Here is a 23979-nt window from a genome sequence, read left to right on the forward strand (position 1 = left end):
CCTTTCGTTGGTGCTGACCACGATTGGAGAAACGTTGATGTCTGCCGGCAGTCGTACGCCTCTGTTCACCCGCGTCGCGGTAGTCGCCGTCGCGGGAACCACCGCACTGTCCATCGCCGCCTGCGGCTCGTCCAACAAGTCCAGTCCGCCGTCGACGTCCACCTCCACCGTCACCTCGACCACCACGTCGCCGGTGCCCGCCGCCGGTGAGGCCCGCGTCAGCGGCCTGATCGCCTCGGTCGCGGGCAACTCCGTTCAGGTGACCCAAAAGGACAACGCCACCGCCACCGTGAACTTCACGGCCACGACCAAGGTCACCGAGGTCACCCCCGCCGCGCTCACCGACGTCACCGCGGGCAACTGCGTCACCGTCCGGCCCACAAACGAGGGGCAGGGCGGGCAGCCGGTGACCGCGGCGTCGGTGAAGGTCAGCCCGTCGGTCAACGGCACCTGCCCGAAGCCCAAGGCGGCCGCGCCCGGCGGTTCACCCGGCCCCGCCCCGTCTGGGGCGCCAACGCCACCGCCGGCAAAGCCCGCGCCCGTGCAGGGCTCGGTGGCCTCGGTGACGGGTAACACCATCAACGTCACGGGCACCGACCCGAGCGGCAACACCACTCAGACGGCCGTGACAGTCGACGACAAGACCAGGTACACCAAGCAGTCGTCGGCCACCACGGACGCGATCACGCAGGGCAAGTGCCTCACCGCGCGCGGCACCAAGGACAACAGCGGCGCGCTGCAGGCGACCAGCATCAACGTCCGGGCGGCCAACGACGGGAAATGCGCCGGCCCGGCCGGGCCGCCGCACGCCCACGGCTGACCGCCGCCGAACCCGCCGAGACAACCGTCACACCAGGCGAGCGCGGACGTGACCACCGCGCTCGCCTGGCTATTGCTGGCGATGGCCAGCCCGCATTCGGAGGTGTGTCGATGCCCGCGACTTCGGTAAACCCGCGGCTGGCGCGGCTCGCGCTCGTCGCCGTCGTCGCGGTGGTCCTGCTGGGCGTCGCCATGTGCCGGTCGAGCGACACGACGACCGGCCATACCGCCAAACCGACGGTGGCGGCCGCGGCCCCGCCCAGCGCGGCGCCGCCCAGCGCGGCGCCGGCGCCCCCGCCCGTGGGCAAGGATTACGTCGAGGGCCTGATCCAGTCGGTGTCGGACGGCACGATCCGGCTCAGGACACGGACCGGGAGCGCGACGGTGGACTTCGCCCCGTCGACGCGGGTCGTGCAGGTCACCCCGGCCAAGCTGGCCGACGTCACCCCCGGCAGTTGCGTCAACGTGCGCGCCACCCCGCAGAGCGCGCCCAGCCGTGGCGCGATCGAGGCGCAGGCGGTGACGATCACCTCCGCCGTCGACGGCAAGTGCCCGCCGCCGGCCGGCTTCTACGGCACGGTCACGTCGGTCTCCGGCGACACCATCGCGGTCAACGGCATGGGCTCGCAAGCGACCCCGACCAACGTGACGGTCGCGAACTCGACCTCATACCAACTGCAGACGGCGTCGGACGCCCAGGCCATCGCGAACGGAAAATGCATGGGAGCGCAGGGAATTGAGGACGCCGGCGTGCTGCACGCCACGACCATCAGCCTGCAGACCTGCCCGCCGATGGGGCGCCCGCACCACCACCTGCACCTGCCACACCTGCCCTTCCACCTCTAGCGGCGATCGCAAGCGCGGCGAAGCCAGGCGCAGCGGGTCGCCGCCATCTGGTCCAGCGGCGATCGCAAGCGCGGCGAAGCCGGGCGCAGCGGGTCGCCGGGGCAGCCTTTAGACGGTGAAACCGAGGGCGCGCAGTTGTTCGCGTCCGTCCTCGGTGATCTTGTCCGGGCCCCACGGCGGGTTCCACACCCAGTTGATCCGCAGGTCGTCGACCAGCCCGCTGCTGACGAGCGCGCTGCGGGACTGGTCCTCGATGACGTCGGTCAGCGGGCAGGCGGCCGAGGTCAGCGTCATGTCGAGCAGGGCGACGGTTCCCTCGTCGCCCTCCTCCACGTTGAGGCCGTACACCAGCCCGAGATCCACGACGTTGATGCCCAATTCGGGGTCGACGACGTCGCGCATCGCCTCCTCGAGGTCGGCAAGAAATTCGTCACCCGGTGCGGCGGTCTCGCTCATCCTTCTCCTCCTCGAAGTCCGCGTCCCTGTCCGCGCAAGCCTGGGCCAGGGCGTCCTTGAACGCCATCCAGCCCAGCAGCGCGCATTTCACCCGGGCCGGGTATTTGGCCACCCCGGCGAACGCGATGCCGTCGCCGAGGACGTCCTCGTCGCCCTCGATGGTGCCGCGTGAGGACACCATCTCGGTGAAGGCGGCGATGGTGTTGAGCGCCTCCGGCACGGTCTGACCGATCACCTGCTGGGTCAGCACCGAGGTGGCCGCCTGGCTGATCGAGCAGCCCTGGCCGTCGTAGGAGACGTCCGCGACGCGCTGACCGTCGTCGGAGAGCGCGACCCGCAGGGTCACCTCGTCACCGCAGACGGGGTTGACGTGATGCACCTGGGCGCCGAACGGCTCCCGCAGCCCGCGGTGCTGCGGGTGCTTGTAATGGTCGAGGATCACGTCCTGATACATCTGCTCCATGCGCACGGGTCATTCGCTCCCAAAGAAATCGAGCGCGCGTCGCACGCCGGCCACCAGACGCTCGACCTCGTCGAGGGTGTTGTACACGGCGAACGACGCCCGAGCGGTCGCCGCCACGCCGAACCGGCGGTGCAGCGGCATCGCGCAGTGATGCCCCACCCGCACCGCGACGCCGTCGTCGTCGAGCACCTGCCCGACGTCGTGCGCGTGCACGCCGTCCACGACGAACGAGACGGGCGAGCCCCGGTTCTCCATCGTGGTGGGCCCGACGATCCGCACGGCGTCGATGCGCGAGAGCCCGTCGATGGCCGCGGCGACCAGCTCGCGCTCGTGCGCCTCGACCGCGTCCATGCCGATGGCATTCAGGTACCGCGCCGCGGCGCCCAGCCCGACCACCTGGGAGGTCATCGGCGTGCCGGCCTCGAACCGTTGCGGTGCGGGCGCGTAGGTGGACGTCTCCATGGTCACCGTCTCGATCATCGACCCACCGGTGAGGAAGGGGGGCAGCTCCGAAAGCACCTCGCGACGGGCGTAGAGCACGCCTACCCCGTTGGGGGCCAACATCTTGTGTCCGGAGAACGCGGCGAAGTCGACGTCGAGCGCGTGCAGGTCCACGGGCTGGTGCGGCACCGACTGGCAGGCGTCCAGCACCGTCACGGCCCCCACCGCCTTGGCGCGGCCGACCAGTTCGGCCACCGGCGCCACCGCACCCGTCACGTTCGAGTGATGGCTGAAGGCAATGACCTTCACGCGCTCGTCGAGTTCCAGCGAGTCCAGGTCGATGCGCCCGTCGTCGGTGACGCCGTACCAGCGCAGCGTGGCACCGGTGCGGCGGGCCAGCTCCTGCCACGGGACGATGTTGGCGTGGTGCTCGAGCTCGGTGGTGACGATGACGTCACCCTGGCCGACGGCACGGTCAAACCTGTTGTCCCCCAGCACGTACGACGCCAGATTGAGCGCCTCGGTGGCGTTGCGGGTGAACACCAGCTCGTCTGCACCGGCACCGACGAACGCCGCGATGTCGGCGCGGCCCTGCTCGTAGGCGTCGGTCGCCTCCTCCATCAGCTGATGCGCCCCGCGGTGCACCGCGCCGTTGGAGGTGATCAAGAACTCCCGCTCGGCGTCGAGCACCTGCAACGGTCGCTGCGACGTCGCGCCGGAATCCAGGTACGCCAACTGCTTTCCGCCGCGCATCACGCGCTTCAAGATCGGAAAGTCAGCGCGGATGGCGTCGACGTCCAGTGCATTCATGCCTACGCCCCTGCGGCCGCCGCCGCTTCGGTGAAGCGCACGTAGCCGTTCTCCTCGAGTTCGTCGGCCAACTCCGGACCGCCGGATTCGACGATCCGGCCGCCGACGAAGACGTGCACGAACTGCGGCCGGATGTAGCGCAGGATCCGGGTGTAGTGGGTGATCAGCAGGATGCCGCCGTGCTCGGCCTCGGCGTAGCGGTTGACGCCCTCGCTGACCACGCGCAGCGCGTCGACGTCCAGGCCGGAGTCGGTCTCGTCGAGGATGGCGATCTTGGGCTTGAGCAGTCCCAGTTGCAGGATCTCGTGGCGCTTCTTCTCGCCGCCCGAAAATCCTTCGTTGACACTGCGTTCGGCGAACGCCGGGTCGATGTCGAGGTCGGCCATGGCGGCCTTGACCTCCTTGACCCAGTGTCGCAGTTTCGGCGGCTCGCCGCGGACGGCGGTGGCGGCGCTGCGCAGGAAGTTCGACATCGACACGCCCGGCACCTCGACGGGGTACTGCATGGCCAGGAACAGTCCGGCGCGGGCGCGCTCGTCGACGCTCATGTCCAGCACGTTCTGGCCGTCCAGCGTGATCGACCCGGACGTCACCCGATACTTCGGGTGACCGGCGATGGCGTAGGACAGCGTCGACTTGCCCGACCCGTTCGGCCCCATCACCGCATGCGTCTCACCGGAATTGACGGTCAGATTGACACCGTTGAGGATGGGGATCTCGCGGTTCCCCTCCGGGGCGTTGGGGTCTTCGACGCTGACGTGCAGGTCTTTGATCTCGAGTGTGGTCATGAGGCTGTTGTCTTCTCCGTGATTTCCAGTTCGTGTTCGATGGCGGCGGTCAAGCGTTCCCGGATGTCGGGCACGGCGATCTTGGAGATGATCTCGCCGAAGAAGCCGCGCACCACCAGCCGCCGTGCCTGGTCTTCCGGGATACCGCGCGCCCGCAGGTAGAACAGTTGCTCGTCGTCGAAACGCCCGGTGGCGCTGGCGTGTCCGGCACCGACGATCTCGCCGGTCTCGATCTCGAGGTTGGGCACCGAGTCGGCGCGCGCCCCGTCGGTGAGCACCAGGTTGCGGTTCACCTCGAAGGTCTCGGTGTCGGTGGCCTCGGCGCGGATCAGCACGTCACCCACCCAGACGGTGTGCGCATCGGGCCGCTCCGACGCCGGATCTCCTTGCAGCGCACCCTTGTAGAGCACGTTGGATTTGCAGTTGGGCTGCGCGTGGTCGACCAGCAGCCGCGACTCCAGGTGCTGCCCATCGTCGGCGAAGTACAGCCCGAGCAGCTCCGCGTCCCCGCCCGGGGCGGCGTACCGCACGTTGGCCGACATCCGCACCACCTCGCCGCCGAGGGTGACGGCGACGTGCCGCAGCACCGCGTCCTTGCCCAGCCTGGCGTGGTGCGCGGACAGGTGCACCATGTCGTCGGCCCAGTCTGCGACCCACACGACGGTGAGCCGGGCGGCGTCGCCGACGATGAATTCGACGTTGTCGGCGTAGGTTCCGCTGCCCCGGTGGTCGATCACCACGACCGCCTCGCCGAGTTCGGCGACGCTGATCTGCAGGTGCCCGTAGGCCACCGCGCCGGCCCCGGGACCCGTCACGGTGATGTTGACCGGCTCGGCGACCTGCGTGTCCCTGCCGACGCTCACCAGCGTCGCGGAATTGAACGACGAAAACGCTTGCGCGGCAACACGGTCGGTGGGCACGCCGCCGCGGCCGAGCCGCTCGTCACCGCGGCGGACGGTCTCGACCCGCACGCCGGGCTGTTCGCTGACGTCGATCCGCGCCGCGCCCGTGGCCCGGGCCGAGCCGTCGTGCAGGCCGCGCAGCCGCCGCAGCGGGGTGAACCGCCAGATCTCGTCGCGCCCGCTGGGTACCTCGAAGGCGTCCACGTCGAAGGACGCGAACAGCTCACCCTTGTTAGCTGCGGCGAGGGCCGAACCCTCAACCGCCTCAGTCAATCCCGTCACTAGCCGACCGCACCTTCCATCTGCAGCTCGATCAGCCGGTTGAGCTCGAGGGCGTACTCCATGGGCAGTTCCTTGGCGATCGGCTCGACGAAGCCGCGCACCACCATCGCCATCGCCTCGTCCTCGGTCAGCCCGCGGCTCATCAGGTAGAACAACTGGTTGTCGCTGACCTTGGACACGGTGGCCTCGTGGCCCATGGTGACGTCGTCCTCGCGGATGTCGACGTAGGGGTAGGTGTCGCTGCGGCTGATCGTGTCAACTAGCAGCGCATCGCATTTCACGCTGGAGCGGGAGCCGTGCGCGCCCTTGTTCACCTGCACCAGGCCGCGGTAGGAGGTCCGGCCGCCGCCGCGGGCCACCGACTTCGAGACGATGTTGCTCGACGTGTTCGGCGCCAGGTGCAGCATCTTGGCGCCGGCATCCTGGTGCTGACCCTCGCCGGCGAAGGCGATCGACAACACCTCACCCTTGGCGTGCTCCCCGGTCATCCACACCGCCGGGTACTTCATGGTCACCTTGGACCCGATGTTGCCGTCGACCCACTCCATGGTGGCGCCGGCTTCCGCGCGGGCCCGCTTGGTGACCAGGTTGTAGACGTTGTTCGACCAGTTCTGGATGGTGGTGTAACGGCAGCGGCCGCCGGGCTTGACGATGATCTCCACCACCGCCGAGTGCAGCGAATCCGACTTGTAGATCGGCGCGGTGCAGCCCTCCACGTAGTGCACGTAGGCGCCCTCGTCGACGATGATCAGCGTCCGCTCGAACTGGCCCATGTTCTCGGTGTTGATCCGGAAGTAGGCCTGCAGCGGGATGTCGACGTGCACGCCCGGCGGGACGTAGATGAACGAGCCGCCACTCCACACCGCGGTGTTCAGCGCGGAGAACTTGTTGTCCCCCGCCGGGATCACCGTGCCGAAGTACTGCTGGAAGAGATCGTTGTGCTCGCGCAGCCCGGTGTCGGTGTCGACGAAGATGACGCCCTGGGACTCCAGGTCCTCCCGGATCTGGTGGTAGACCACCTCGGACTCGTACTGCGCGGCCACACCGGCCACCAGGCGCTGCTTCTCGGCTTCCGGGATGCCCAGCCTGTCGTAGGTGTTCCGAATGTCCTCGGGCAGGTCATCCCACGTGGCGGCCTGCTTCTCGGTGGACCGCACGAAGTACTTGATGTTGTCGAAGTCGATGCCCTCGAGGTTGGAGCCCCACGTCGGCATCGGCTTGCGGTCGAAGATGCGCAGCGCCTTCAGGCGCGTCTGCAGCATCCAGTCGGGCTCGTTCTTCTTCGCCGAGATGTCGCGGACCACCGCCTCGGACAGCCCGCGCTGTGCGCTGGCGCCCGCGACGTCCGAGTCCGCCCAGCCGTAGCCGTAACGGCCCAGGGAGGCGATGGCCTCCTCCTGGGTCAACGGCCCGTCTGCCGTCCTGATGGCCTGCTGGGCCTCGGGGGTGAGGGTCATAGCGACGCTCCTTCGATGCTCGTGGGGTCGGGGCGCGGGCTGGGCGCCTTCGAACTAGGGACAGTAAGAGGCACGTGGGTGGTGCAGGCGCAGTTCCCGTTGACGATGGTCGCCAGCCGCTGCACGTGGGTCCCGAGCACCTCGGCCATGGCCTGCTGCTCGGCCTCGCACAGCTCCGGGAATTCCTCGGCGACGTGCGACACCGGGCAGTGGTGCTGGCAGATCTGCACGCCGTGGATCGGGCCGCCCACGCGTGCCGTGGTAGCGACGTAACCCGCCTTGGTGAGCGCGCCGGCCACCCGCTCGGCGGCGGCCTCGACTTCGGCGTCGTCGTCGCTGCCCGCGGCCGGCACGCCGCCCAGGATCGTGTCGATGCGCTGCCGGGCGAACGTGCGGACGGCGTCCTCCCCGCCGATCTCGCGGAGCTGCCGCATGGCCGCCGCCGCCAGGTCGTCATAGGCGTGCTCGAGCTTGGCGCGGCCCGCCGCCGTCAGCCGGAACCGCTTGGCGGGGCGCCCGCGTCCCGCCTGCTGCCAGGACGCGGCGGGCACCGATTCGGCGTCGCCCGCCTCGATCAGGGCGTCGAGATGGCGCCGCACACCGGCGGCCGCCAGCCCTAGCCGGTCGCCGATCTCACCGGCGGTGATCGTTCCGGACTCCAACAGCAGGCGCACGATGGCGCGACGCGTCTGACCATCCGGCACCGCAACGGACGCCGCGCTCACGGCGGCATCGTCGAGACCGGTCCGGAATTTCACAACACCAGTGTGACGCAATTCCGGGGATCGGTCTACCAAGGGTGCCCTGAGCGGTCCGTTGCGCTGGTCACATTACGCCCGTTGCGGAAGACCATTGGCAGCGACGATGGGGACCTTCGCCCGTAGTGCGCGGCCCGCCGCGCCGAATAGCGTCGGCGGCGCTAGTGAAAGAAACAACCCCAGGAAGGAACTGGCATGCCTGACACGACTGAATCGACGTCCGGCGCATCGCGTTCGACCGACCTGCTCGACGAGGTACGCGAATCGGCCAAAGCGGGCCAGCACGCCGCGGCGGAGGCGCTTCGCGCGTTCCACAAGACCCTTGACGAGGCAATCCCGGAGGCGGTGCAACCGCTGCGCACCAAGATTGTCGACGCCGCCATCGAACTGGCCGACAAGTTCGTCGCCGCCCAGTATCAGTTCAACCGCAGGCTGGTCGCGACCGCGGACCGGGCGCTGAGCAAGGCTGACGGCGAACAGAAGTAACCGGGGCGGGGTCTTGCCGGCTTGTCTTCAGCGTTGCAGATCAAGCCCTTTAGTCCGGGCCGTGTTCTCGATAGCCGAGTTCGCGGCCCGGGCTAATCCCGCTGTCGCCGAACGCAACTCGTCGGCAGATTCCAGCCGTGCGGGAAACCCGACCCGGGTGTAGGCCACACCGCGGGGGGTGTGCACCCGCAGATCCAGGCCATATTGGTCGACGCCGGTACACATCGCGGTGTCGGTGTCGGGGTAACCGCCGAAGATCCGGGCCATGGCAGCCAGGGAGTCGGCGTGGTCGGTGTTGAGATGCGCGAGGGCCCGGGCAGCCGTCGGCGCAACCGGGTCTGGGGAAGCGGCGGCATACTGATCGCCGGTGGCCGAGTCCATCCGGCCGTATCCACCTACCCATCGCAGCCGCTGAACCCGTAGCACCCACAGGCTGAAATCGCTGAAGTCCAGGTAGTGCCGGGCGGCGGGCACCGCCGCCAGGTATGCCGTCCGGGCGTCGTCGTGCTCCGAGCCCGTGGGCTTCGCGACCCGCCCGGCCAGGGTGATTCGACTGCCGGCCAGTGGGTCGGTGTCGCCGCTCGCCGCCACGATGGACAGGCTGGCCCTCGGGTCTCGCGCCAGGTTGCGGCCGTGCTCGGCCAGGCTCGAGACGCACAGCACTGGCATCCCGCCCAGCAGTCCATAGGTCACCAACGACGCCCACGGGTCGCCGTCAGCGGTCAACGTGGCCAGCGTGGCGGCATTGGTGGCGGCGGCGATGGTACGGGCCTGCTCCGCCGCGGACGGGCGGGCGTCGTTAGCCGGCGGGCACAGGGGTGGCGGCACGGAGGGTGCGTCCCCGGGGTCGCCATGGTCGCGAATCGCCACGAACGCGAGGCTACGCGTGAGCAATCCCGATCCGCCGTGGAGTCGTCTCAGCCGATCGGCCGCCACGCGACGATTACGGCGTCGCGGTACCAGCCGACCCGATCCCGGACCTGGACTCCGATGAGGTTCTGGGCGCTGACCCGGCTGTCGATGATGTGACCGTCGTCGACGTAAAGGACCACGTGCGAGGCCTGGCCGGGATTTCCGTTGGGGTGCAGATAGATCAAATCCCCGAGCTGGAACGGCCCCTCTGTCGGGATGCGTCGGCCCATCGGACCGGCGGTGCCGTCCGCTTGTTGGTGGACATTGCCGCCGAACTTGATGCCCAGACCGTAGTTGTAGATCCAAGCGGTGAAATTAGAACAGTCCAGACCTCGTCCGGGACCCCAGGCCGTCGGCCCGGGTGGTGCATCGGCATCGGGATTCTCTTCGGACACACCGGCATACGTCGAGGCCGGTGGCTCCCATACGGGGATGTGATGGTGGCGGTATTGCAGCCCCAGCGGGTTGCCGGGCGCGTAGATGTAGCGCATCGCCACCGCGAGGATCCGTTCCCGCTTCCAGGCGGCGGGATCGCAACGCGCGTCCTGCGGAATGCTCGGCGGCGGCAGGGCTTTCGCGCGTGGTCCCCATCCTCGGTTCACGTATTGACCTTCGGCGTCGGTGCGGTACCACCGGGCCGGGGGGTCGTCGGTTTGCGGCAGCGCGTCGCGGCCGGCGAAGTCCGCCGTCAATGAGCCCCAGGTGCAGGAAAAGCGGTAGGACGCCTCGCCGTGGTCGCCACGAGCCGGCCCGGCCGGCGTCCAGGTCGGAGCCGCGAGGCACAGCACCGACGTGATAGCGACGGCGAGCCGGCGGGCGGCGAGCCCCCGGCAGCTAAGCTGCACGGATGGCAGCCCGCCACCACGCGCTGAGCTCGTCGATCGCCAGCCTGCATGGCGACGAGCAGGCGGTGGGCACGCCGCTGAACGATACCGAGCTGACCGCGCTGCAGCGCACCCGCCTGTTCGGGGCGACCGGCACCATCCTGATGGCGATCGGCGCGCTGGGCGCCGGAGCCCGGCCCGTAGTGCAGGACCCCACCTTCGGCGTGCGGTTGCTCAACCTGCCGTCCCGGATCCAGACGGTGTCATTGACGATGACGACGACCGGCGCGGTCATGATGGCGCTGGCCTGGCTGATGCTCGGCCGGTTTGCGTTGGGCAGCAGGCGGATGTCGCGCGGCGACCTGGACCGCACCCTGCTGCTGTGGGTGCTGCCGCTGCTGATCGCGCCGCCGATGTACAGCAAGGACGTCTACTCCTACCTGGCCCAGAGCCAGATCTCGCTGGAAGGGCTCGACCCCTACCGGGTGGGTCCGGCGTCCGGCCTGGGCCTGTCGCACGTGTTCACGCTGTCGGTGCCCACCTTGTGGCGGGAGACGCCGGCGCCCTACGGCCCGCTGTTCCTGTGGATCGGCCGCGGCATCTCGGCGATCACCGGGGAGAACATCGTCGCCGCCGTGCTGTGTCACCGGCTGGTGGAGCTGATCGGCGTGGGACTGATCGTGTGGGCGACACCGCGGCTGGCCCGGCGCTGCGGCGTCGCCGAGGTCAGCGCGCTGTGGCTGGGCGCGGCCAACCCGCTGCTGATCATGCATCTGGTCGCCGGCGTGCACAACGAGGCGCTGATGCTCGGGCTGATGCTGGCCGGGGCCGAGTTCGCGCTGCGCGGCATCGACGCGCCGCGGCTGTTCCCCGCCTCCTGGCGGCCCGGCCCCGACTGGGAGCCGCTGGGCATGCTGCTGGCCGGCGCCGTCCTGATCACGCTGTCGTCGCAGGTGAAGCTGCCGTCGCTGCTGGCGCTCGGGTTCGTCACGATGGCCCTGGCCTACCGCTGCGGGGGGAACCTGCGGGCGCTGCTGCTGGCGGGCGGCGCGATGACCGCGCTGTCGTTGGCGGTGATGGCGGTCGTCGGCTGGGCCAGCGGGCTCGGGTTCGGCTGGATCTACACCCTCGGCACCGCCAACGTCGTGCGCAGCTGGTTGTCGCCGCCGACGCTGCTGGCCCTGGGCACCGGGCAGGTGGGGATCCTGCTGGGGCTCGGCGATCACACCACCGCGGTGCTGGGGCTCACCCGTTTTATCGGTGTGCTGATCATCACGGTGATGGTGGGCTGGCTGCTGGTGGCCGTCTTCCGCGGCCGCCTGCACCCGATCGGTGGCCTGGGCGTGGCGCTGGGCGTCACCGTGCTGTTGTTTCCCGTCGTGCAGCCCTGGTACCTGCTGTGGGCGATCATCCCGCTGGCCGCCTGGGCGACCCGCAGCGGGTTCCGGGCGGCGGTCATCGTCATCACCCTCGTCGTCGGGATCTTCGGCCCGACGGCCAACGGGGACCGCTTCGCGCTGTTCCAGATCGTGGACGCCACCCTGGCCAGCACCGTCATCGTGGCGGCGCTCATTGCGCTGACCTACACCCGGCTGCCATGGCGGCGGCTGCCGGCCGACGCCGCCGAAGCGCCTCCCGACGCCGTCGAGACCGCCCCGGCGGCCGAGACCACCCAGACCACCCGGGCCACCCCGCGTTCCGAGGCGGTGCCCGACGCCTACGCTGATTCCACGTGAGCTCGGACGTTCCTGAAACAGTCGTACGACTGCGCGGGGTGAGCAAGCACTACGGATCCACCACGGCCGTCGCCGATCTCGACCTCGAGGTGCACGCCGCCGAAGTGCTCGCCCTGCTGGGCCCCAACGGGGCCGGCAAGACCACGACGGTCGAAATGTGCGAGGGCTTCGTGCGCCCGGACGCCGGCACCATCGAGGTGCTCGGGCTGGACCCGATCGCCGACAACGCCCGCCTGCGTACCCGCATGGGCGTGATGCTGCAGGGCGGCGGCGGTTATCCCTCCGCGCGCGCCGGCGAAATGCTCGAGCTGGTCGCCTCCTACGCCGCCGACCCCCTGGACCCGGCCTGGCTGCTGGACACCCTGGGCCTCACCGACGCCGCGCGCACCACGTACCGGCGGCTGTCCGGCGGGCAGCAGCAGCGGTTGGCGCTGGCGTGCGCGCTGGTCGGCCGGCCCGAGCTGGTCTTCCTCGACGAGCCGACCGCGGGCCTGGACGCGCACGCCCGGCTGCTGGTGTGGGAACTGATCGACGCGCTGCGCCGCGACGGTGTGACGGTGGTGCTGACCACCCACCAGCTCAAGGAGGCCGAGGAACTCGCCGACCGGCTGGTCATCATCGACCACGGCGCGACGGTGGCCGCCGGCACACCGGCCGAGCTGATGCGCGCGGGCGCCAAGGACGAATTGCGGTTCACCGCGCCGCCGCGGCTCGACCTGTCGCTGCTGGCCGCCGCCCTGCCGGAGGACTACCGGGCCAGCGAGGTGACGCCGGGCGAGTACCTGGTCGAGGGCCCGGTCGACCCGCAGGTGCTGGCCACCGTCACGGCGTGGTGCGCGCGGATCGACGTGCTGGCCACCGACATGCGCGTCGAGCAGCGCAGCCTCGAGGACGTGTTCCTCGACCTCACCGGCAGGAAGTTGCGGCAGTGACCGAATCGAGCGTCTTCCCCACGGGAACCTTCACCCCCGACCCGCGCCCGGCCCCCGTCCCGCGGATGCTGGCCGCCCAGTTCCGCCTGGAGCTCAAGCTGCTGCTCCGCAACGGCGAGCAGCTGCTGCTGACCATGTTCATCCCGATCACGCTGCTGGTCGGGCTCACGCTCTTGCCGTTCGGGTCGTTCGGCCATAACCGCGCCGCCACCTTCGTCCCGGTCATCATGGCCCTCGCGGTGATCTCGACCGCGTTCACCGGGCAGGCCATCGCGGTCGCCTTCGACCGGCGCTACGGCGCGCTCAAACGGCTGGGGGCGACCCCGCTGCCGGTCTGGGGCATCATCGCCGGAAAGTCGCTGGCCGTGGTCACGGTGGTGTTCCTGCAGGCGATCCTGTTGGGGGCCATCGGGTTTGCGCTGGGCTGGCGGCCGGCCCTGGCCGCACTGGCGCTGGGCGCGGCGGTCATCGCGCTGGGCACCGCGGGTTTCGCGGCCCTCGGGCTGTTGCTCGGCGGCACGCTGCGGGCCGAGATCGTGCTCGCCGTCGCCAACCTGCTGTGGTTCGTCTTCGCCGGCCTCGGCGCGCTGACGGTGGAGAGCGGGATGATCCCGACCGGGGTCAAGTGGGCGGCCCGGCTCACCCCGTCGGGCGCGCTCACCGAGGCGCTGTCGCGGGCGATGGCGCTGTCGGTGGATTGGTTCGGGGTAGTCGTCCTGGCCGTGTGGGGGGCGCTCGCCGCGCTCGCCGCGCGGCGCTGGTTTCGGTTCACCTGACGCGGGCTCGGCTCGGCGGGGCTCGGCTCGGGGTCGGCTTGGTTTATGTCTGGTGACGGCAGGGCTTACTACAGGATGTAGTTTTCGTTGGCCTACCATCGGGCCATGCCCGGACGAACGCTGATGCGGTTGGTGGACCTGCTTCCCAACCCGAGCGTGCGCGCCCAGCGCCTCGTCGCCGCGGCCGTCGTCCTCACCCAGGGCACCATCGCCGTCACCGGGGCGATCGTCCGCGTCACCGCGTCGGGGTTGGGTTGTCCGACCTGGCCGCAGTGCTTTCCGGGCAGCTTCACCCCGGTCGCGCACGCCGAGGTGCCGCGCATTCACCAGGCGGTCGAGTTCGGCAACCGCATGATCACCTTCGCGGTGGTCATCGCGGCGGCGCTGGCCGTGCTGGCCGTGACCCGGGCCCGGCGGCGCCGGGAAGTCCTGATCTATGCGTGGCTCATGCCGGTGTCGACGGTGGTGCAGGCGGTGATCGGCGGCATCACCGTGCGCACCGGGCTGCTGTGGTGGACGGTGGCCATCCATCTGCTGACCTCGATGACGATGGTGTGGCTGTCGGTGTTGCTCTACGTCAAGATCGGCGAGCCCGACGACGGTGTGCCGCAGCGGCGCGTGCCCAAGCCGCTGCGCGCCCTGACCGCACTGATCGGCCTGGATCTGGCGGTGGTGCTGGTCACCGGCACGCTGGTGACGGCGGCCGGTCCGCACGCGGGCGACCGCAGCCCCACCCGGACGGTGCCCCGCCTCGAAATCGCGGTCGAGACCCTGGTGCACGCGCACTCGTCGCTGCTGGTCGCCTACCTCGCCCTGCTGGTCGGGCTCGGCTTCGGGCTGCTGGCCGTGCACGCCGCGCGGCCGATCCTGCGCCGGCTGATCGTGCTGCTCGCGCTGGTCTGCGCGCAGGCCGCCGTCGGCACCGCCCAGTACTTCACCGGGGTGCCCGCCGCCCTGGTCGCCCTGCACGTCGCCGGCGCCGCCGCGTGCACCGCGGCCACGGCCGCGCTATGGGCCTCGATGCGAGAGCGGGCCGAGCCCCAGCCGCTCGCAGGCTGACTCGACGGCGAGCGCGAAGTCGCGCTCGGCGCGCTCCCGGGTGGCGGCGTCCAGGTGCTGCCAGCCCAGCGGCGGCGCGACGAGGTCCAGCCGCACCAGCCCGTCCCCGCTCACGTCGGCGCGCGCGTACAGCAACTCGCGGACAGCGACTCCGGAGCGCTCGGCGGCCGACGCGATCGCGGCGTAACCGAGGTCCCACCACTCGAAGTCCGGGTCGACCGGCCAGGCGTGGGACTGCTTGCCGCCCAGGAAGATCAGCGCCGCCTGCGCCGTCCCGCCCGGGCGGGTCGGGACCCCGTCGTTATCGAGGTCACGCAGATACCGCTCGTCGAGGTTCCAGGCGACCGCGTCGGGCGGGTTGAGCAGGTGGCGCACTCGACGGGTCCAGGCCAGGAATTCGTCGCGCCGGCCGCCGTCCGCGGAGGCGCGCAGAATCACCAGGTCGGCGCGCAGCGTCTCCGGGTCGTCCCACGCCAGCCAGTGGGCGTGCAGCCCGCGGCCCCGCAGTCCGGGGACCAGGCCGGCGTCGCCGGGATCGCCGCCGGGCCCCGCCAGCACGATGCGGGGATGGAAGATGTCCGGGCGGGCGAGTTTCATGCCCGGGCATGATAAGCACATGCACGCAATCGAAGTCAGGGAAACCGGCGGCCCCGAGGTGCTGCGCTACGTCGACGCGCCACAACCGGTGCCCGGTCCCGGCGAGGTGCTGATCAAGGCCGGCGCGGTCGGCGTCAACTACATCGACACCTACTTCCGCTCGGGGCAGTACCCGCGCGAGTTGCCGTTCATCCTCGGTTCCGAGCTGTGCGGCACCGTCGCCGCGACCGGTGACGACACCGACGGCTTCAGCGTCGGCGACCGGGTGGTCAGCGCGTCGGCGTCCGGCGGTTACGCCGAGTACGCCACCGCCCCAGCGTTTTTGACCGCACACGTGCCGGACGGGGTGAGTTCCGACGTGGCGGCGTCGGTGCTGCTGAAGGGCCTGACGGCGCACTACCTGCTGAATTCGGTGTATCCGGTGCAGGCCGGCGACACGGTGCTGGTGCACGCGGGCGCGGGCGGCGTCGGGCTGATCCTGACGCAGTGGGCGCACCTGCTCGGCGCGCGGGTCATCACCACGGTCTCCACCCCGGAGAAGGCCCGGCTGTCCAGGCAGGCCGGTGCGGACGAGGTGCTGTCCTACCCCGAGGACGCCGAAGAGTTCGGCAGGCAGATCCGCGGGCTCACCGACGGCGCCGGCGTCGAGGCCGTGTACGACGGCGTCGGCGCCACCACCTTCGACGCGAGCCTGGCCAGCCTGGCCGTGCGCGGCACACTGGCGCTGTTCGGGGCGGCCAGCGGACCCGTTCCGCCGTTCGATCCTCAGCGTCTCAACGCCGCCGGCTCGGTGTTCTTGACCCGGCCGTCACTGGCGCACTTCATTCGCACCGGCCAGGAATTCAGTTGGCGGGCAGAGGAATTGTTCGACGCGATCGTCGGCGGGGCCATCACCATCGAGGTCGGTGGGCGGTATCCGCTCGCCGAGGCCGCGCGCGCCCACCGGGACCTGCAGGGCCGCAAGACCGCCGGCTCGATCGTGCTGCTGCCCTGAACGGCGGCGTCAGAACAGGTGCGGCAGCGCGATCACCGAGTCGACCGCCAACGCGCAGAACACCACCGCGAGGTAGTTGTTCGATTGCAGGAACAACCGCAGCGGCTTGACGGGCTCGCCGGCGCGAACCCCGGTGTACAGCTGGTGGGCCATCGCCAGGAACCAGACCCCGGCGACGACGGCGACCGCCGCGTACAGCCAGCCGGTGGCCAGGGCCAGCGCCAGCGTCGACAGCACCGTCAGCCACGTGTAGACGAGGATGTGCTTGGTGACCTGACGCTCGGTCGCCACGGCGGGCAGCATCGGCACACCGGCCGCCTTGTAGTCGTCCTTGTAGCGCATCGCCAGCGCCCAGGTGTGCGGCGGCGTCCAGAAGAAGATGATGGCGAACATCACCAGCGCCGGCCAGCCGATGGTGCCGGTGACGGCCGACCAGCCGATCATCACCGGCATGCAGCCGGCCGCCCCGCCCCATACGACGTTCTGCGACGTGCGGCGCTTGAGCAGCAGCGTGTAGACGAACACGTAGAAGGCGATGGTGGCCAGCGCCAGCAGACCCGACAGCAGGTTCGTCGTCCACCACAGCCAGAAGAACGAGCCCGCCGTGAGCGCCAAACCAAACACCAACGCGTTGCGCGTCGGCACCGCGGCGCGCGCCAGGGGGCGGCGCGCGGTGCGCTTCATCACCTTGTCGATGTCCGCGTCGGCCACGCAGTTGAGCGTGTTGGCTCCCCCGGCGGCCAGCATCCCGCCGATCAACGTGTTGAAGATCAGCAGCGGGTTCACCGCGCCGCGGTGGGCGAGCAGCATGGCGGGGATCGCGGTCACCAGCAACAGTTCGATGACCCGCGGCTTGGTCAGCGCCAAATAAGCCAGCACCGTGCCGTGTATTCGGCTCGGTATCCGGCTCGGGGCGACGCGCCCGCGAACGCTCACGCAATAACTCCTCGGGGTCGCAGCAGCGCGCAGCATCTACTACACACGATGGTAGACCGCGGGCCGGTGATGGCCCGCCCGCAGGGTCCATTCATCCAGGCTTCTCCCAGATTTCCGAACTGAATGTTACGGGTCGCGGGCCACCGCGTAATTTTCACACCAGCCGGCGGCGGGTACCCGAAACCTGCACTGCAAGAGCCGGCCATCCCGCACTAGGGTGGGATTGATCAGCTTGATGACCCTTAGGACTGAGTCTGTGACCACACTCGAAGAGATCTCTACGCTGACCCAACCGCACCTCCCCGACGACTGGTCCGAGCTCGACTCGGCCGCCGTCGACACCGTCCGGGTGCTGGCCGCCGACGCGGTCCAAAAAGTCGGCAACGGACACCCCGGAACGGCGATGAGCCTGGCTCCCCTGGCCTACACGCTGTTCCAGCGAACGATGCGCCACGACCCCAGCGACACCTACTGGCTGGGCCGCGACCGGTTCGTGTTGTCGTGTGGCCACAGCAGCCTGACGCTGTACATCCAGCTGTACCTGGGCGGGTTCGGCCTGGAGCTCGCCGACATCGAGTCGCTGCGAACCTGGGGATCCAAGACGCCCGGGCACCCGGAGTTCCGGCACACCAAGGGCGTCGAGATCACCACCGGCCCGTTGGGCCAGGGCCTGGCCTCGGCGGTGGGCATGGCGATGGCCGCGCGCTACGAGCGCGGCCTGTTCGACCCCGACGCCGCCCCGGGGACCAGCCCGTTCGATCACCTCATCTACGTGATCGCCTCCGACGGCGACATCGAGGAGGGCGTCACCTCGGAGGCGTCGTCGCTGGCCGCCGTGCAGCAGCTGGGCAACCTGATCGTCTTCTACGACCACAACCAGATCTCGATCGAGGACGACACCAACATCGCGCTGTGCGAGGACACCGCCGCGCGCTACGAGGCCTACGGCTGGCACGTGCAGAGGGTCGAGGGCGGCGAGAACGTCGTCGGGATCGAGGAGGCCATCGCCAACGCCAAGGCGGTCACCGACCGGCCGTCCTTCATCGAGTTGCGGACCATCATCGGCTTCCCGGCGCCCAAGTTGATGAACACCGGCAAGGCGCACGGCGCGGCGCTGGGCGACGAGGAAGTCGCGGCCATCAAGGAGATCCTCGGCTTCGACCCCAACAAGACGTTCGAGGTGCGCGACGAGGTCATCGCCCACACCCGCAAGCTGGTGGACCGGGGCAAGGAAGCGCACGAGAAGTGGCAGGCGGACTTCGACGCGTGGACGCAGCGCGAACCCGACCGCAAGGCGCTGCTGGACCGGTTGACCGCCGAGGAGCTGCCCGACGGCTGGGACGCCGACATCCCGCGCTGGGAACCCGGCGACAAGGCGCTGGCGACCCGCGCGGCGTCCGGCAAGGTGCTCAATGCCGTGGGTCCCAGTCTTCCCGAGTTGTGGGGCGGCTCGGCCGACCTGGCGGGCAGCAACAACACCACCATGGACAACGTCAAATCCTTTGGGCCGCCCTCCATTTCGACCAAGGACTACACCGCGGACTGGTACGGCCGCACGCTGCACTTCGGTGTGCGCGAGCACGCGATGGGCGCGATCCTGTCCGGCATCGTGCTGCACGGCCCGACCCGGGCTTACGGCGGCACGTTCCTGCAGTTCTCCGACTACATGCGCCCGGCGGTGCGACTGGCCGCGCTGATGGACATCGACACCATCTACGTGTGGACGCACGATTCCATCGGGCTCGGCGAGGACGGGCCGACGCACCAGCCGATCGAGCACCTCGCGGCGCTGCGCGCCATCCCTAAGCTGTCGGTGGTGCGCCCGGCCGACGCCAACGAGACGGCCTACGCCTGGCGCACGATCCTGGCCCGCGGCAACGGCAGCGGCCCGGTCGGGCTGATCCTGACCCGGCAGGGCGTGCCGATCCTCGAGGGCACCAACGCCGAGGGCGTGGCCAAGGGCGGCTACATCCTCGGTGACGAAGGCACGGAGGACCCCGACGTCGTGTTGATCGCCACCGGGTCGGAGGTGCAGCTCGCGGTGGAGGCGCAGAAGTTGTTGGCCGACAAGGACATCGTCGCGCGGGTGGTGTCCATGCCGTGCGTGGAATGGTTCGAGTCGCAGCCCGAGGACTACCGCGACAGCGTGCTGCCGCCGTCGGTGTCGGCCCGGGTGGCGGTCGAGGCGGGCGTCGCGCAGCCCTGGCACAAGCTGGTCGGCGACACCGGCCGGATCGTGTCGATCGAGCACTACGGCGAATCCGCCGACTACAAGACTTTGTTCCGTGAATTCGGTTTCACCGCAGAAGCCGTCGCGGCCGCCGCGGAACAGGTAGTGGACAACTGAGAAAGGGGGGTTCACATGACCCAGAACCCTAACCTCGCCGCGCTCAGCGCCGCGGGGGTTTCCGTTTGGCTGGACGACTTGTCGCGCCAGCGGCTGCAGTCGGGCAACCTGCAAAAGCTGATCGACACCAAGAGCGTCGTCGGCGTGACCACCAACCCGTCGATCTTCCAGAAGGCGCTGGCCGAGGGTGACTCCTACGACGGCCAGATCGCCGAGCTCGCCGAGCGCGGCGCCGACGTCGACGCCACCATCCGCACCGTCACCACCGACGACGTGCGCAACGCCTGCGACGTGCTCAAGCCCCAGTGGGAGGCGTCCGACGGCGTCGACGGCCGGGTGTCCATCGAGGTGGACCCGCGGCTGGCGGACGAGACCGACAAGACCGTCGCGCAGGCCGTCGAGCTGTGGAAGATCGTCGACCGGCCGAACCTGTTCATCAAGATCCCGGCCACCAAGGCAGGCATCCCGGCCATCACGGCCGTTCTCGCCGAAGGGATTTCGGTCAACGTCACGCTGATCTTCTCCGTCGAGCGGCACCGCCAGGTGATGGACGCCTACCTGGCCGGCCTGGAGAAGGCCCGGGAGGCGGGTCACGACCTGTCCAAGATCCATTCCGTTGCCTCGTTCTTCGTGTCCCGGGTGGACACCGAGGTGGACAAGCGGCTGGAGAAGGTCGGCACCGAGGAGGCGCTCGCGCTGCGCGGCCAGGCCGGTGTGGCCAACGCCCGGCTCGCCTACGCCGCCTACCAGGAAGTGTTCGAGGGCGGCGATCGCTACGAGGCGCTCAAGGGTGACGGGGCCCGCGTGCAGCGCCCGCTGTGGGCGTCGACGGGGGTGAAGAACCCCGACTACTCCGACACCCTCTACGTCACCGAACTGGTCGCGCCCAACACGGTGAACACCATGCCGGAGAAGACGATCGACGCCGTCGCCGACCACGGCGAGATCAAGGGCGACACGGTCACCGGCACCGCGCAGGCCGCGCAAGGGGTGTTCGACAAGCTGGCCGGGGTCGGGATCGACCTCACCGACGTGTTCGTGGTGCTGGAGAAAGAGGGCGTGGACAAGTTCGTGGAGTCGTGGACCGAGCTGCTGGAGGAGACGCAGAAGCAGCTGGGTTCCGCCTCGAAATGAGCCCGGCCCGTACCGCTGCAGAATGGCGAAACCCGTTACGGGACAAGCGCGACAAGCGGCTGCCGAGGATCGCCGGCCCCTGCGGGATGGTGATCTTCGGCGTCACCGGTGACCTCGCCCGCAAGAAGGTGATGCCGGCCATCTACGACCTGGCCAACCGCGGGCTGCTGCCGCCCAGCTTCTCACTGGTGGGCTTCGCCCGCCGGGACTGGGAGACCCAGGACTTTCGCAAAGTCGTCTACCAGGCCGTCAAGGATCACTGCCGCACGCCGTTCCGGGAGGAAAACTGGGAGCGGCTGGCCGAGGGATTCCGTTTCGTGCCAGGCTCTTTCGATGACGACGAGTCGTTCAGCCGGCTGGCCGAAACCCTGGACAAGCTGGACGCCGAGCGCGGCACCGGCGGCAACCACGCCTTCTACCTGGCCATCCCGCCGAAGTCGTTTCCGGTGGTGTGCGACCAGCTGCACCGGTCCGGGCTGGCCCGCCCGCAGGGCGACCGATGGAGCCGGGTCGTCATCGAGAAGCCCTTCGGGCACGATCTGGAGAGCGCGCAGGCGCTCAACCATGCGGTCAACGTCGTCTTCCCCGAAGAGGCGGTGTTCCGTATCGACCACTATCTGGGCAAGGAGACCGTCCGCAACATCCTGGCGTTGCGGTTCGCCAATCAGTTGTTCGATCCGATCTGGAACGCGCACTACGTCGACCACGTACAGATCACCATGGCCGAGGACATCGGATTAGACGGGCGCGCAGGCTATTACGACGGCATCGGGGCCGCCCGCGACGTCATCCAGAACCACCTGATGCAGCTGCTCGCGCTGACCGCGATGGAGGAGCCGGTCAGCTTCAACCCGGCGGCACTGCAGACCGAGAAGATCAAGGTGCTTTCCGCGACGCAGCTGGCCCAGCCGCTCGACGAGACCACCAGCCGCGGCCAATACACCGGCGGCTGGCAGGGCGGCGAGAAGGTCGTCGGGCTGCTCGACGAGGAGGGGTTCGCCAAGGACTCCACCACCGAGACGTTCGCCGCGATCACCCTGGAGGTGGACACCCGCCGCTGGGCCGGCGTGCCGTTCTACCTGCGCACCGGGAAACGGCTGGGCCGCAGGGTGACCGAGATCGCGCTGATCTTCAAACGCGCCCCGCACCTGCCGTTCGACGCCACCATGACCGACGAGCTGGGTACCAACGCCATGGTCATCCGGGTGCAGCCCGACGAGGGCATCACGCTGCGGTTCGGTTCCAAGGTGCCCGGTACTGCGATGGAGGTCCGCGACGTCAACATGGACTTCTCCTACGGCTCGGCGTTCGCCGAGGAGTCGCCCGAGGCCTACGAACAGCTGATCCTCGACGTGCTGCTGGGCGAGCCGTCGCTATTCCCTGTCAACGAGGAGGTCGAATTGGCCTGGGAGATATTGGATCCCGTCCTCGACAACTGGGCGGCCGACGGCAAGCCCGAGCCTTACGAGGCGGGGACGTGGGGCCCGGAGTCCGCGTTCGAGATGCTGCGCCGGACCGGTCGCGAATGGCGGCGGCCGTGATCATCGACATGCCGGACACCACCACCACCGCGGTCAACAAGAAGCTCGACGAACTGCGGGAGAAGGTCGGCGCCGTGACGATGGGCCGCGTGCTGACGCTCATCATCGCGCCGGACAGCGACGCCATCCTCGAGGAATCGCTCGAGGCGGCCAACAACGCCAGCCACGAGCATCCCAGCCGGATCATCGTCACGATGCGGGGCGACCCGTATGCCGACGAACCGCGCCTGGACGCGCAGTTGCGCGCGGGCGGCGACACCGGGGCCACCGAGGTGGTGATCCTGAGCCTGTCCGGGGCGCTCGCCGGGCACGCCGCCAGCGTCGTGACGCCGTTCCTGCTTCCCGACATTCCCGTGGTGGCCTGGTGGCCGGACATCGCCCCGGCGATTCCCGCCCAGGATCCGTTGGGCAAGTTGGCGATTCGGCGCATCACCGACGCCACCAAGGGAACCGACCCGCTGTCGGCGATCAAGGGCCGACGGTCCGGATACACCGCCGGAGACACCGACCTGGCGTGGGCGCGCATCACCTATTGGCGGGCGCTGCTCACCTCGGCCGTGGACCTGGCGCCGCACGAACCGATCGAGTCGGCACTGGTGTCCGGCCTGAAAACCGAACCGGCGCTTGACATCCTCGCGGGCTGGCTGGCCAGCCGGATCGACGGCCCGGTGCGCCGGGCGGTCGGCGAGCTCAAGGTGGAGCTGGTCCGCAAGAGCGAGACCATCGTGTTGAGCCGGCCCCAGGAGGGCAGGACGGCGACACTGAGCCGCACCGCCAAGCCGGAGGCCCTACTACCCTTGGCGCGCAGGGAGACCGGCGAGTGCCTCGCCGAAGACCTGCGGCGGCTCGACCCCGACGAGATTTACCAGACAGCCCTGGAAGGCATTGAGAAAGTGCAGTACGTGTGAGCACCATCATCGAAGTTTTCCCCGAGACTCAGGCCCTGATCGAGGCCGCGGCCAACCGGCTGGCCGACACCATCGGCGAGGCCGTGGCGGCCCGCGACCGGGCGCTGGTCGTGCTGACCGGCGGCGGCACCGGCATCGGCCTGCTCGAGTCCCTGGTGGGCCACGAGATCGAGTGGCCCAAGGTGCACCTGTTCTGGGGGGATGAACGCTACGTCCCCGAGGGCGACGACGAACGCAACGACAAGCAGGCGCGTGCGGCGCTGCTGGACCGGATCGACATTCCGTGCAGCCACGTGCACACGATGCCGGCCAGCGACGGCGAATTCGGAACCGACCTCGCGGCCGCGGCGCTGGCCTACGAACAGCTGCTGGCCGCCAACGCCGCCCCCGGCCAACGGGTTCCGAATTTCGACGTGCACCTGTTGGGCATGGGCCCGGAGGGCCACATCAACTCCCTGTTCCCCGACACCCCCGCCGTGCTGGAGGCCAGCCGCATGGTGGTCCCGGTCGAGGACTCCCCCAAGCCACCGCCCCAACGAATCACCTTGACCCTGCCCGCAGTTCAGCGTTCGCGCGAAGTGTGGCTGATGGTGTCCGGCGCTTCGAAGGCCGACGCGGTGGCCGCCGCGATCGGCGGCGCCCCGCCCGTCTCGGTGCCCGCCGCCGGGGCGATCGGCCAGGAAACCACGCTGTGGCTGCTGGACGAGGAGGCCGCGGCCAAACTCCCCTCCCGGCCGGGTCAGCCAAGCTAGCCCCCGCCCGGATCGTTCCGGGT

The 23979-nt window shown here is 69.6% G+C and carries 24 protein-coding genes; 13 read left to right on the plus strand and 11 right to left on the minus strand.

Features of this window, described 5'->3' with window-relative positions:
- Positions 1 to 37 precede the first annotated feature (37 nt).
- Both U8D42_RS11500 and U8D42_RS11505 read left to right on the plus strand, forming a co-directional pair.
- Entirely contained in the window at positions 38 to 820 is a 783-nt protein-coding gene (locus U8D42_RS11500; protein ID WP_322861276.1) for a DUF5666 domain-containing protein, read from the plus strand.
- A gap of 110 nt (positions 821 to 930) precedes the next feature.
- Positions 931 to 1665, plus strand: a complete 735-nt coding sequence (locus tag U8D42_RS11505) for a DUF5666 domain-containing protein (protein WP_322861275.1) — start codon at positions 931 to 933, stop codon at positions 1663 to 1665.
- A gap of 108 nt (positions 1666 to 1773) precedes the next feature.
- Here U8D42_RS11505 and U8D42_RS11510 read toward each other — a convergent pair whose 3' ends face one another.
- The 7 genes from U8D42_RS11510 to U8D42_RS11540 are packed head-to-tail and all read right to left on the minus strand — an operon-like array spanning position 1774 to position 8061.
- Positions 1774 to 2121 (minus strand): metal-sulfur cluster assembly factor, encoded by a 348-nt coding sequence (locus U8D42_RS11510; RefSeq protein WP_055405537.1) that lies wholly within the window; start codon positions 2119 to 2121, stop codon positions 1774 to 1776.
- Complete coding sequence (gene sufU / locus U8D42_RS11515; protein WP_090423219.1) at positions 2096 to 2584, minus strand: Fe-S cluster assembly sulfur transfer protein SufU; 489 nt, start codon at positions 2582 to 2584, stop codon at positions 2096 to 2098. The genes U8D42_RS11510 and sufU overlap by 26 nt, the downstream gene beginning before the upstream one ends.
- A 9-nt stretch (positions 2585 to 2593) precedes the next feature.
- Positions 2594 to 3835, minus strand: a complete 1242-nt coding sequence (locus U8D42_RS11520) for a cysteine desulfurase (protein WP_322861274.1) — start codon at positions 3833 to 3835, stop codon at positions 2594 to 2596.
- A gap of 2 nt (positions 3836 to 3837) precedes the next feature.
- Positions 3838 to 4623, minus strand: coding sequence for a Fe-S cluster assembly ATPase SufC (gene sufC, locus U8D42_RS11525; protein ID WP_322861273.1), 786 nt, complete (start codon positions 4621 to 4623; stop codon positions 3838 to 3840).
- A complete protein-coding gene (gene sufD, locus U8D42_RS11530; RefSeq protein WP_322861272.1) occupies positions 4620 to 5807 on the minus strand; it encodes a Fe-S cluster assembly protein SufD in 1188 nt (395 codons plus the stop codon). Before sufD ends, sufC begins: the two co-directional genes overlap by 4 nt.
- Positions 5807 to 7264, minus strand: coding sequence for a Fe-S cluster assembly protein SufB (gene sufB / locus U8D42_RS11535; RefSeq protein ID WP_322861271.1), 1458 nt, complete (start codon positions 7262 to 7264; stop codon positions 5807 to 5809). The genes sufD and sufB overlap by 1 nt, the downstream gene beginning before the upstream one ends.
- Entirely contained in the window at positions 7261 to 8061 is an 801-nt protein-coding gene (locus U8D42_RS11540) for a helix-turn-helix transcriptional regulator (RefSeq protein WP_322861270.1), read from the minus strand. Before U8D42_RS11540 ends, sufB begins: the two co-directional genes overlap by 4 nt.
- Positions 8062 to 8217: 156 nt before the next feature.
- Here U8D42_RS11540 and U8D42_RS11545 point away from each other — a divergent pair, with 156 nt between their 5' ends.
- Positions 8218 to 8508, plus strand: a complete 291-nt coding sequence (locus U8D42_RS11545) for a hypothetical protein (RefSeq protein ID WP_322861269.1) — start codon at positions 8218 to 8220, stop codon at positions 8506 to 8508.
- Positions 8509 to 8535: 27 nt separating this feature from the next.
- Here the strand turns inward: U8D42_RS11545 and U8D42_RS11550 are convergent, their stop codons facing one another.
- Both U8D42_RS11550 and U8D42_RS11555 read right to left on the minus strand, forming a co-directional pair.
- A complete protein-coding gene (locus U8D42_RS11550) occupies positions 8536 to 9378 on the minus strand; it encodes a HugZ family protein (protein WP_322861268.1) in 843 nt (280 codons plus the stop codon).
- A gap of 47 nt (positions 9379 to 9425) precedes the next feature.
- Positions 9426 to 10265 (minus strand): NlpC/P60 family protein, encoded by an 840-nt coding sequence (locus U8D42_RS11555; protein WP_322861267.1) that lies wholly within the window; start codon positions 10263 to 10265, stop codon positions 9426 to 9428.
- Between the two features lie 2 nt (positions 10266 to 10267).
- Here U8D42_RS11555 and mptB point away from each other — a divergent pair, with 2 nt between their 5' ends.
- The 4 genes from mptB to U8D42_RS11575 all read left to right on the plus strand — a co-directional run bounded on the left by mptB (position 10268) and on the right by U8D42_RS11575 (position 14747).
- Positions 10268 to 11980, plus strand: coding sequence for a polyprenol phosphomannose-dependent alpha 1,6 mannosyltransferase MptB (mptB, locus tag U8D42_RS11560; protein ID WP_085239599.1), 1713 nt, complete (start codon positions 10268 to 10270; stop codon positions 11978 to 11980).
- Complete coding sequence (locus U8D42_RS11565) at positions 11977 to 12912, plus strand: ABC transporter ATP-binding protein (RefSeq protein ID WP_322861266.1); 936 nt, start codon at positions 11977 to 11979, stop codon at positions 12910 to 12912. Before mptB ends, U8D42_RS11565 begins: the two co-directional genes overlap by 4 nt.
- Before the next feature lie 65 nt (positions 12913 to 12977).
- Positions 12978 to 13688, plus strand: a complete 711-nt coding sequence (locus tag U8D42_RS11570; protein WP_322861329.1) for an ABC transporter permease — start codon at positions 12978 to 12980, stop codon at positions 13686 to 13688.
- Positions 13689 to 13793: 105 nt separating this feature from the next.
- Complete coding sequence (locus U8D42_RS11575; RefSeq protein WP_085239597.1) at positions 13794 to 14747, plus strand: COX15/CtaA family protein; 954 nt, start codon at positions 13794 to 13796, stop codon at positions 14745 to 14747.
- Here the strand turns inward: U8D42_RS11575 and U8D42_RS11580 are convergent.
- A complete protein-coding gene (locus U8D42_RS11580) occupies positions 14697 to 15344 on the minus strand; it encodes a hypothetical protein (RefSeq protein WP_322861265.1) in 648 nt (215 codons plus the stop codon). The two genes, U8D42_RS11575 and U8D42_RS11580, sit on opposite strands and share 51 nt — an antisense overlap.
- Before the next feature lie 19 nt (positions 15345 to 15363).
- Between U8D42_RS11580 and U8D42_RS11585 the strand changes: the two genes are divergently transcribed.
- Positions 15364 to 16338 carry a quinone oxidoreductase family protein gene (locus U8D42_RS11585; protein ID WP_322861264.1) on the plus strand — a complete coding sequence of 325 codons (975 nt, stop codon included), beginning with the start codon at positions 15364 to 15366 and terminating at the stop codon, positions 16336 to 16338.
- 9 nt (positions 16339 to 16347) lie between these two features.
- Here the strand turns inward: U8D42_RS11585 and U8D42_RS11590 are convergent, their stop codons facing one another.
- Positions 16348 to 17274, minus strand: coding sequence for a heme o synthase (locus U8D42_RS11590; protein ID WP_322861263.1), 927 nt, complete (start codon positions 17272 to 17274; stop codon positions 16348 to 16350).
- 256 nt (positions 17275 to 17530) lie between these two features.
- Between U8D42_RS11590 and tkt the strand changes: the two genes are divergently transcribed.
- Genes tkt through pgl form a run of 5 tightly spaced genes read left to right on the plus strand, consistent with a single transcriptional unit; the run spans position 17531 to position 23956 of the window.
- Entirely contained in the window at positions 17531 to 19621 is a 2091-nt protein-coding gene (gene tkt / locus U8D42_RS11595) for a transketolase (RefSeq protein ID WP_322861262.1), read from the plus strand.
- Positions 19622 to 19636: 15 nt separating this feature from the next.
- On the plus strand, positions 19637 to 20755 hold the full coding sequence (tal, locus tag U8D42_RS11600; protein WP_322861261.1) for a transaldolase: 1119 nt from the start codon (positions 19637 to 19639) through the stop codon (positions 20753 to 20755).
- On the plus strand, positions 20752 to 22296 hold the full coding sequence (zwf, locus tag U8D42_RS11605) for a glucose-6-phosphate dehydrogenase (protein ID WP_322861260.1): 1545 nt from the start codon (positions 20752 to 20754) through the stop codon (positions 22294 to 22296). Before tal ends, zwf begins: the two co-directional genes overlap by 4 nt.
- Positions 22293 to 23204 (plus strand): glucose-6-phosphate dehydrogenase assembly protein OpcA, encoded by a 912-nt coding sequence (gene opcA, locus U8D42_RS11610; RefSeq protein WP_085239633.1) that lies wholly within the window; start codon positions 22293 to 22295, stop codon positions 23202 to 23204. Before zwf ends, opcA begins: the two co-directional genes overlap by 4 nt.
- A complete protein-coding gene (gene pgl / locus U8D42_RS11615; protein ID WP_322861259.1) occupies positions 23201 to 23956 on the plus strand; it encodes a 6-phosphogluconolactonase in 756 nt (251 codons plus the stop codon). The genes opcA and pgl overlap by 4 nt, the downstream gene beginning before the upstream one ends.
- Positions 23957 to 23979: the final 23 nt, after the last annotated feature.

The organism is Mycobacterium europaeum (assembly GCF_034555895.2).
In the GTDB taxonomy this organism is placed as follows: Bacteria; Actinomycetota; Actinomycetes; order Mycobacteriales; family Mycobacteriaceae; genus Mycobacterium; species Mycobacterium europaeum.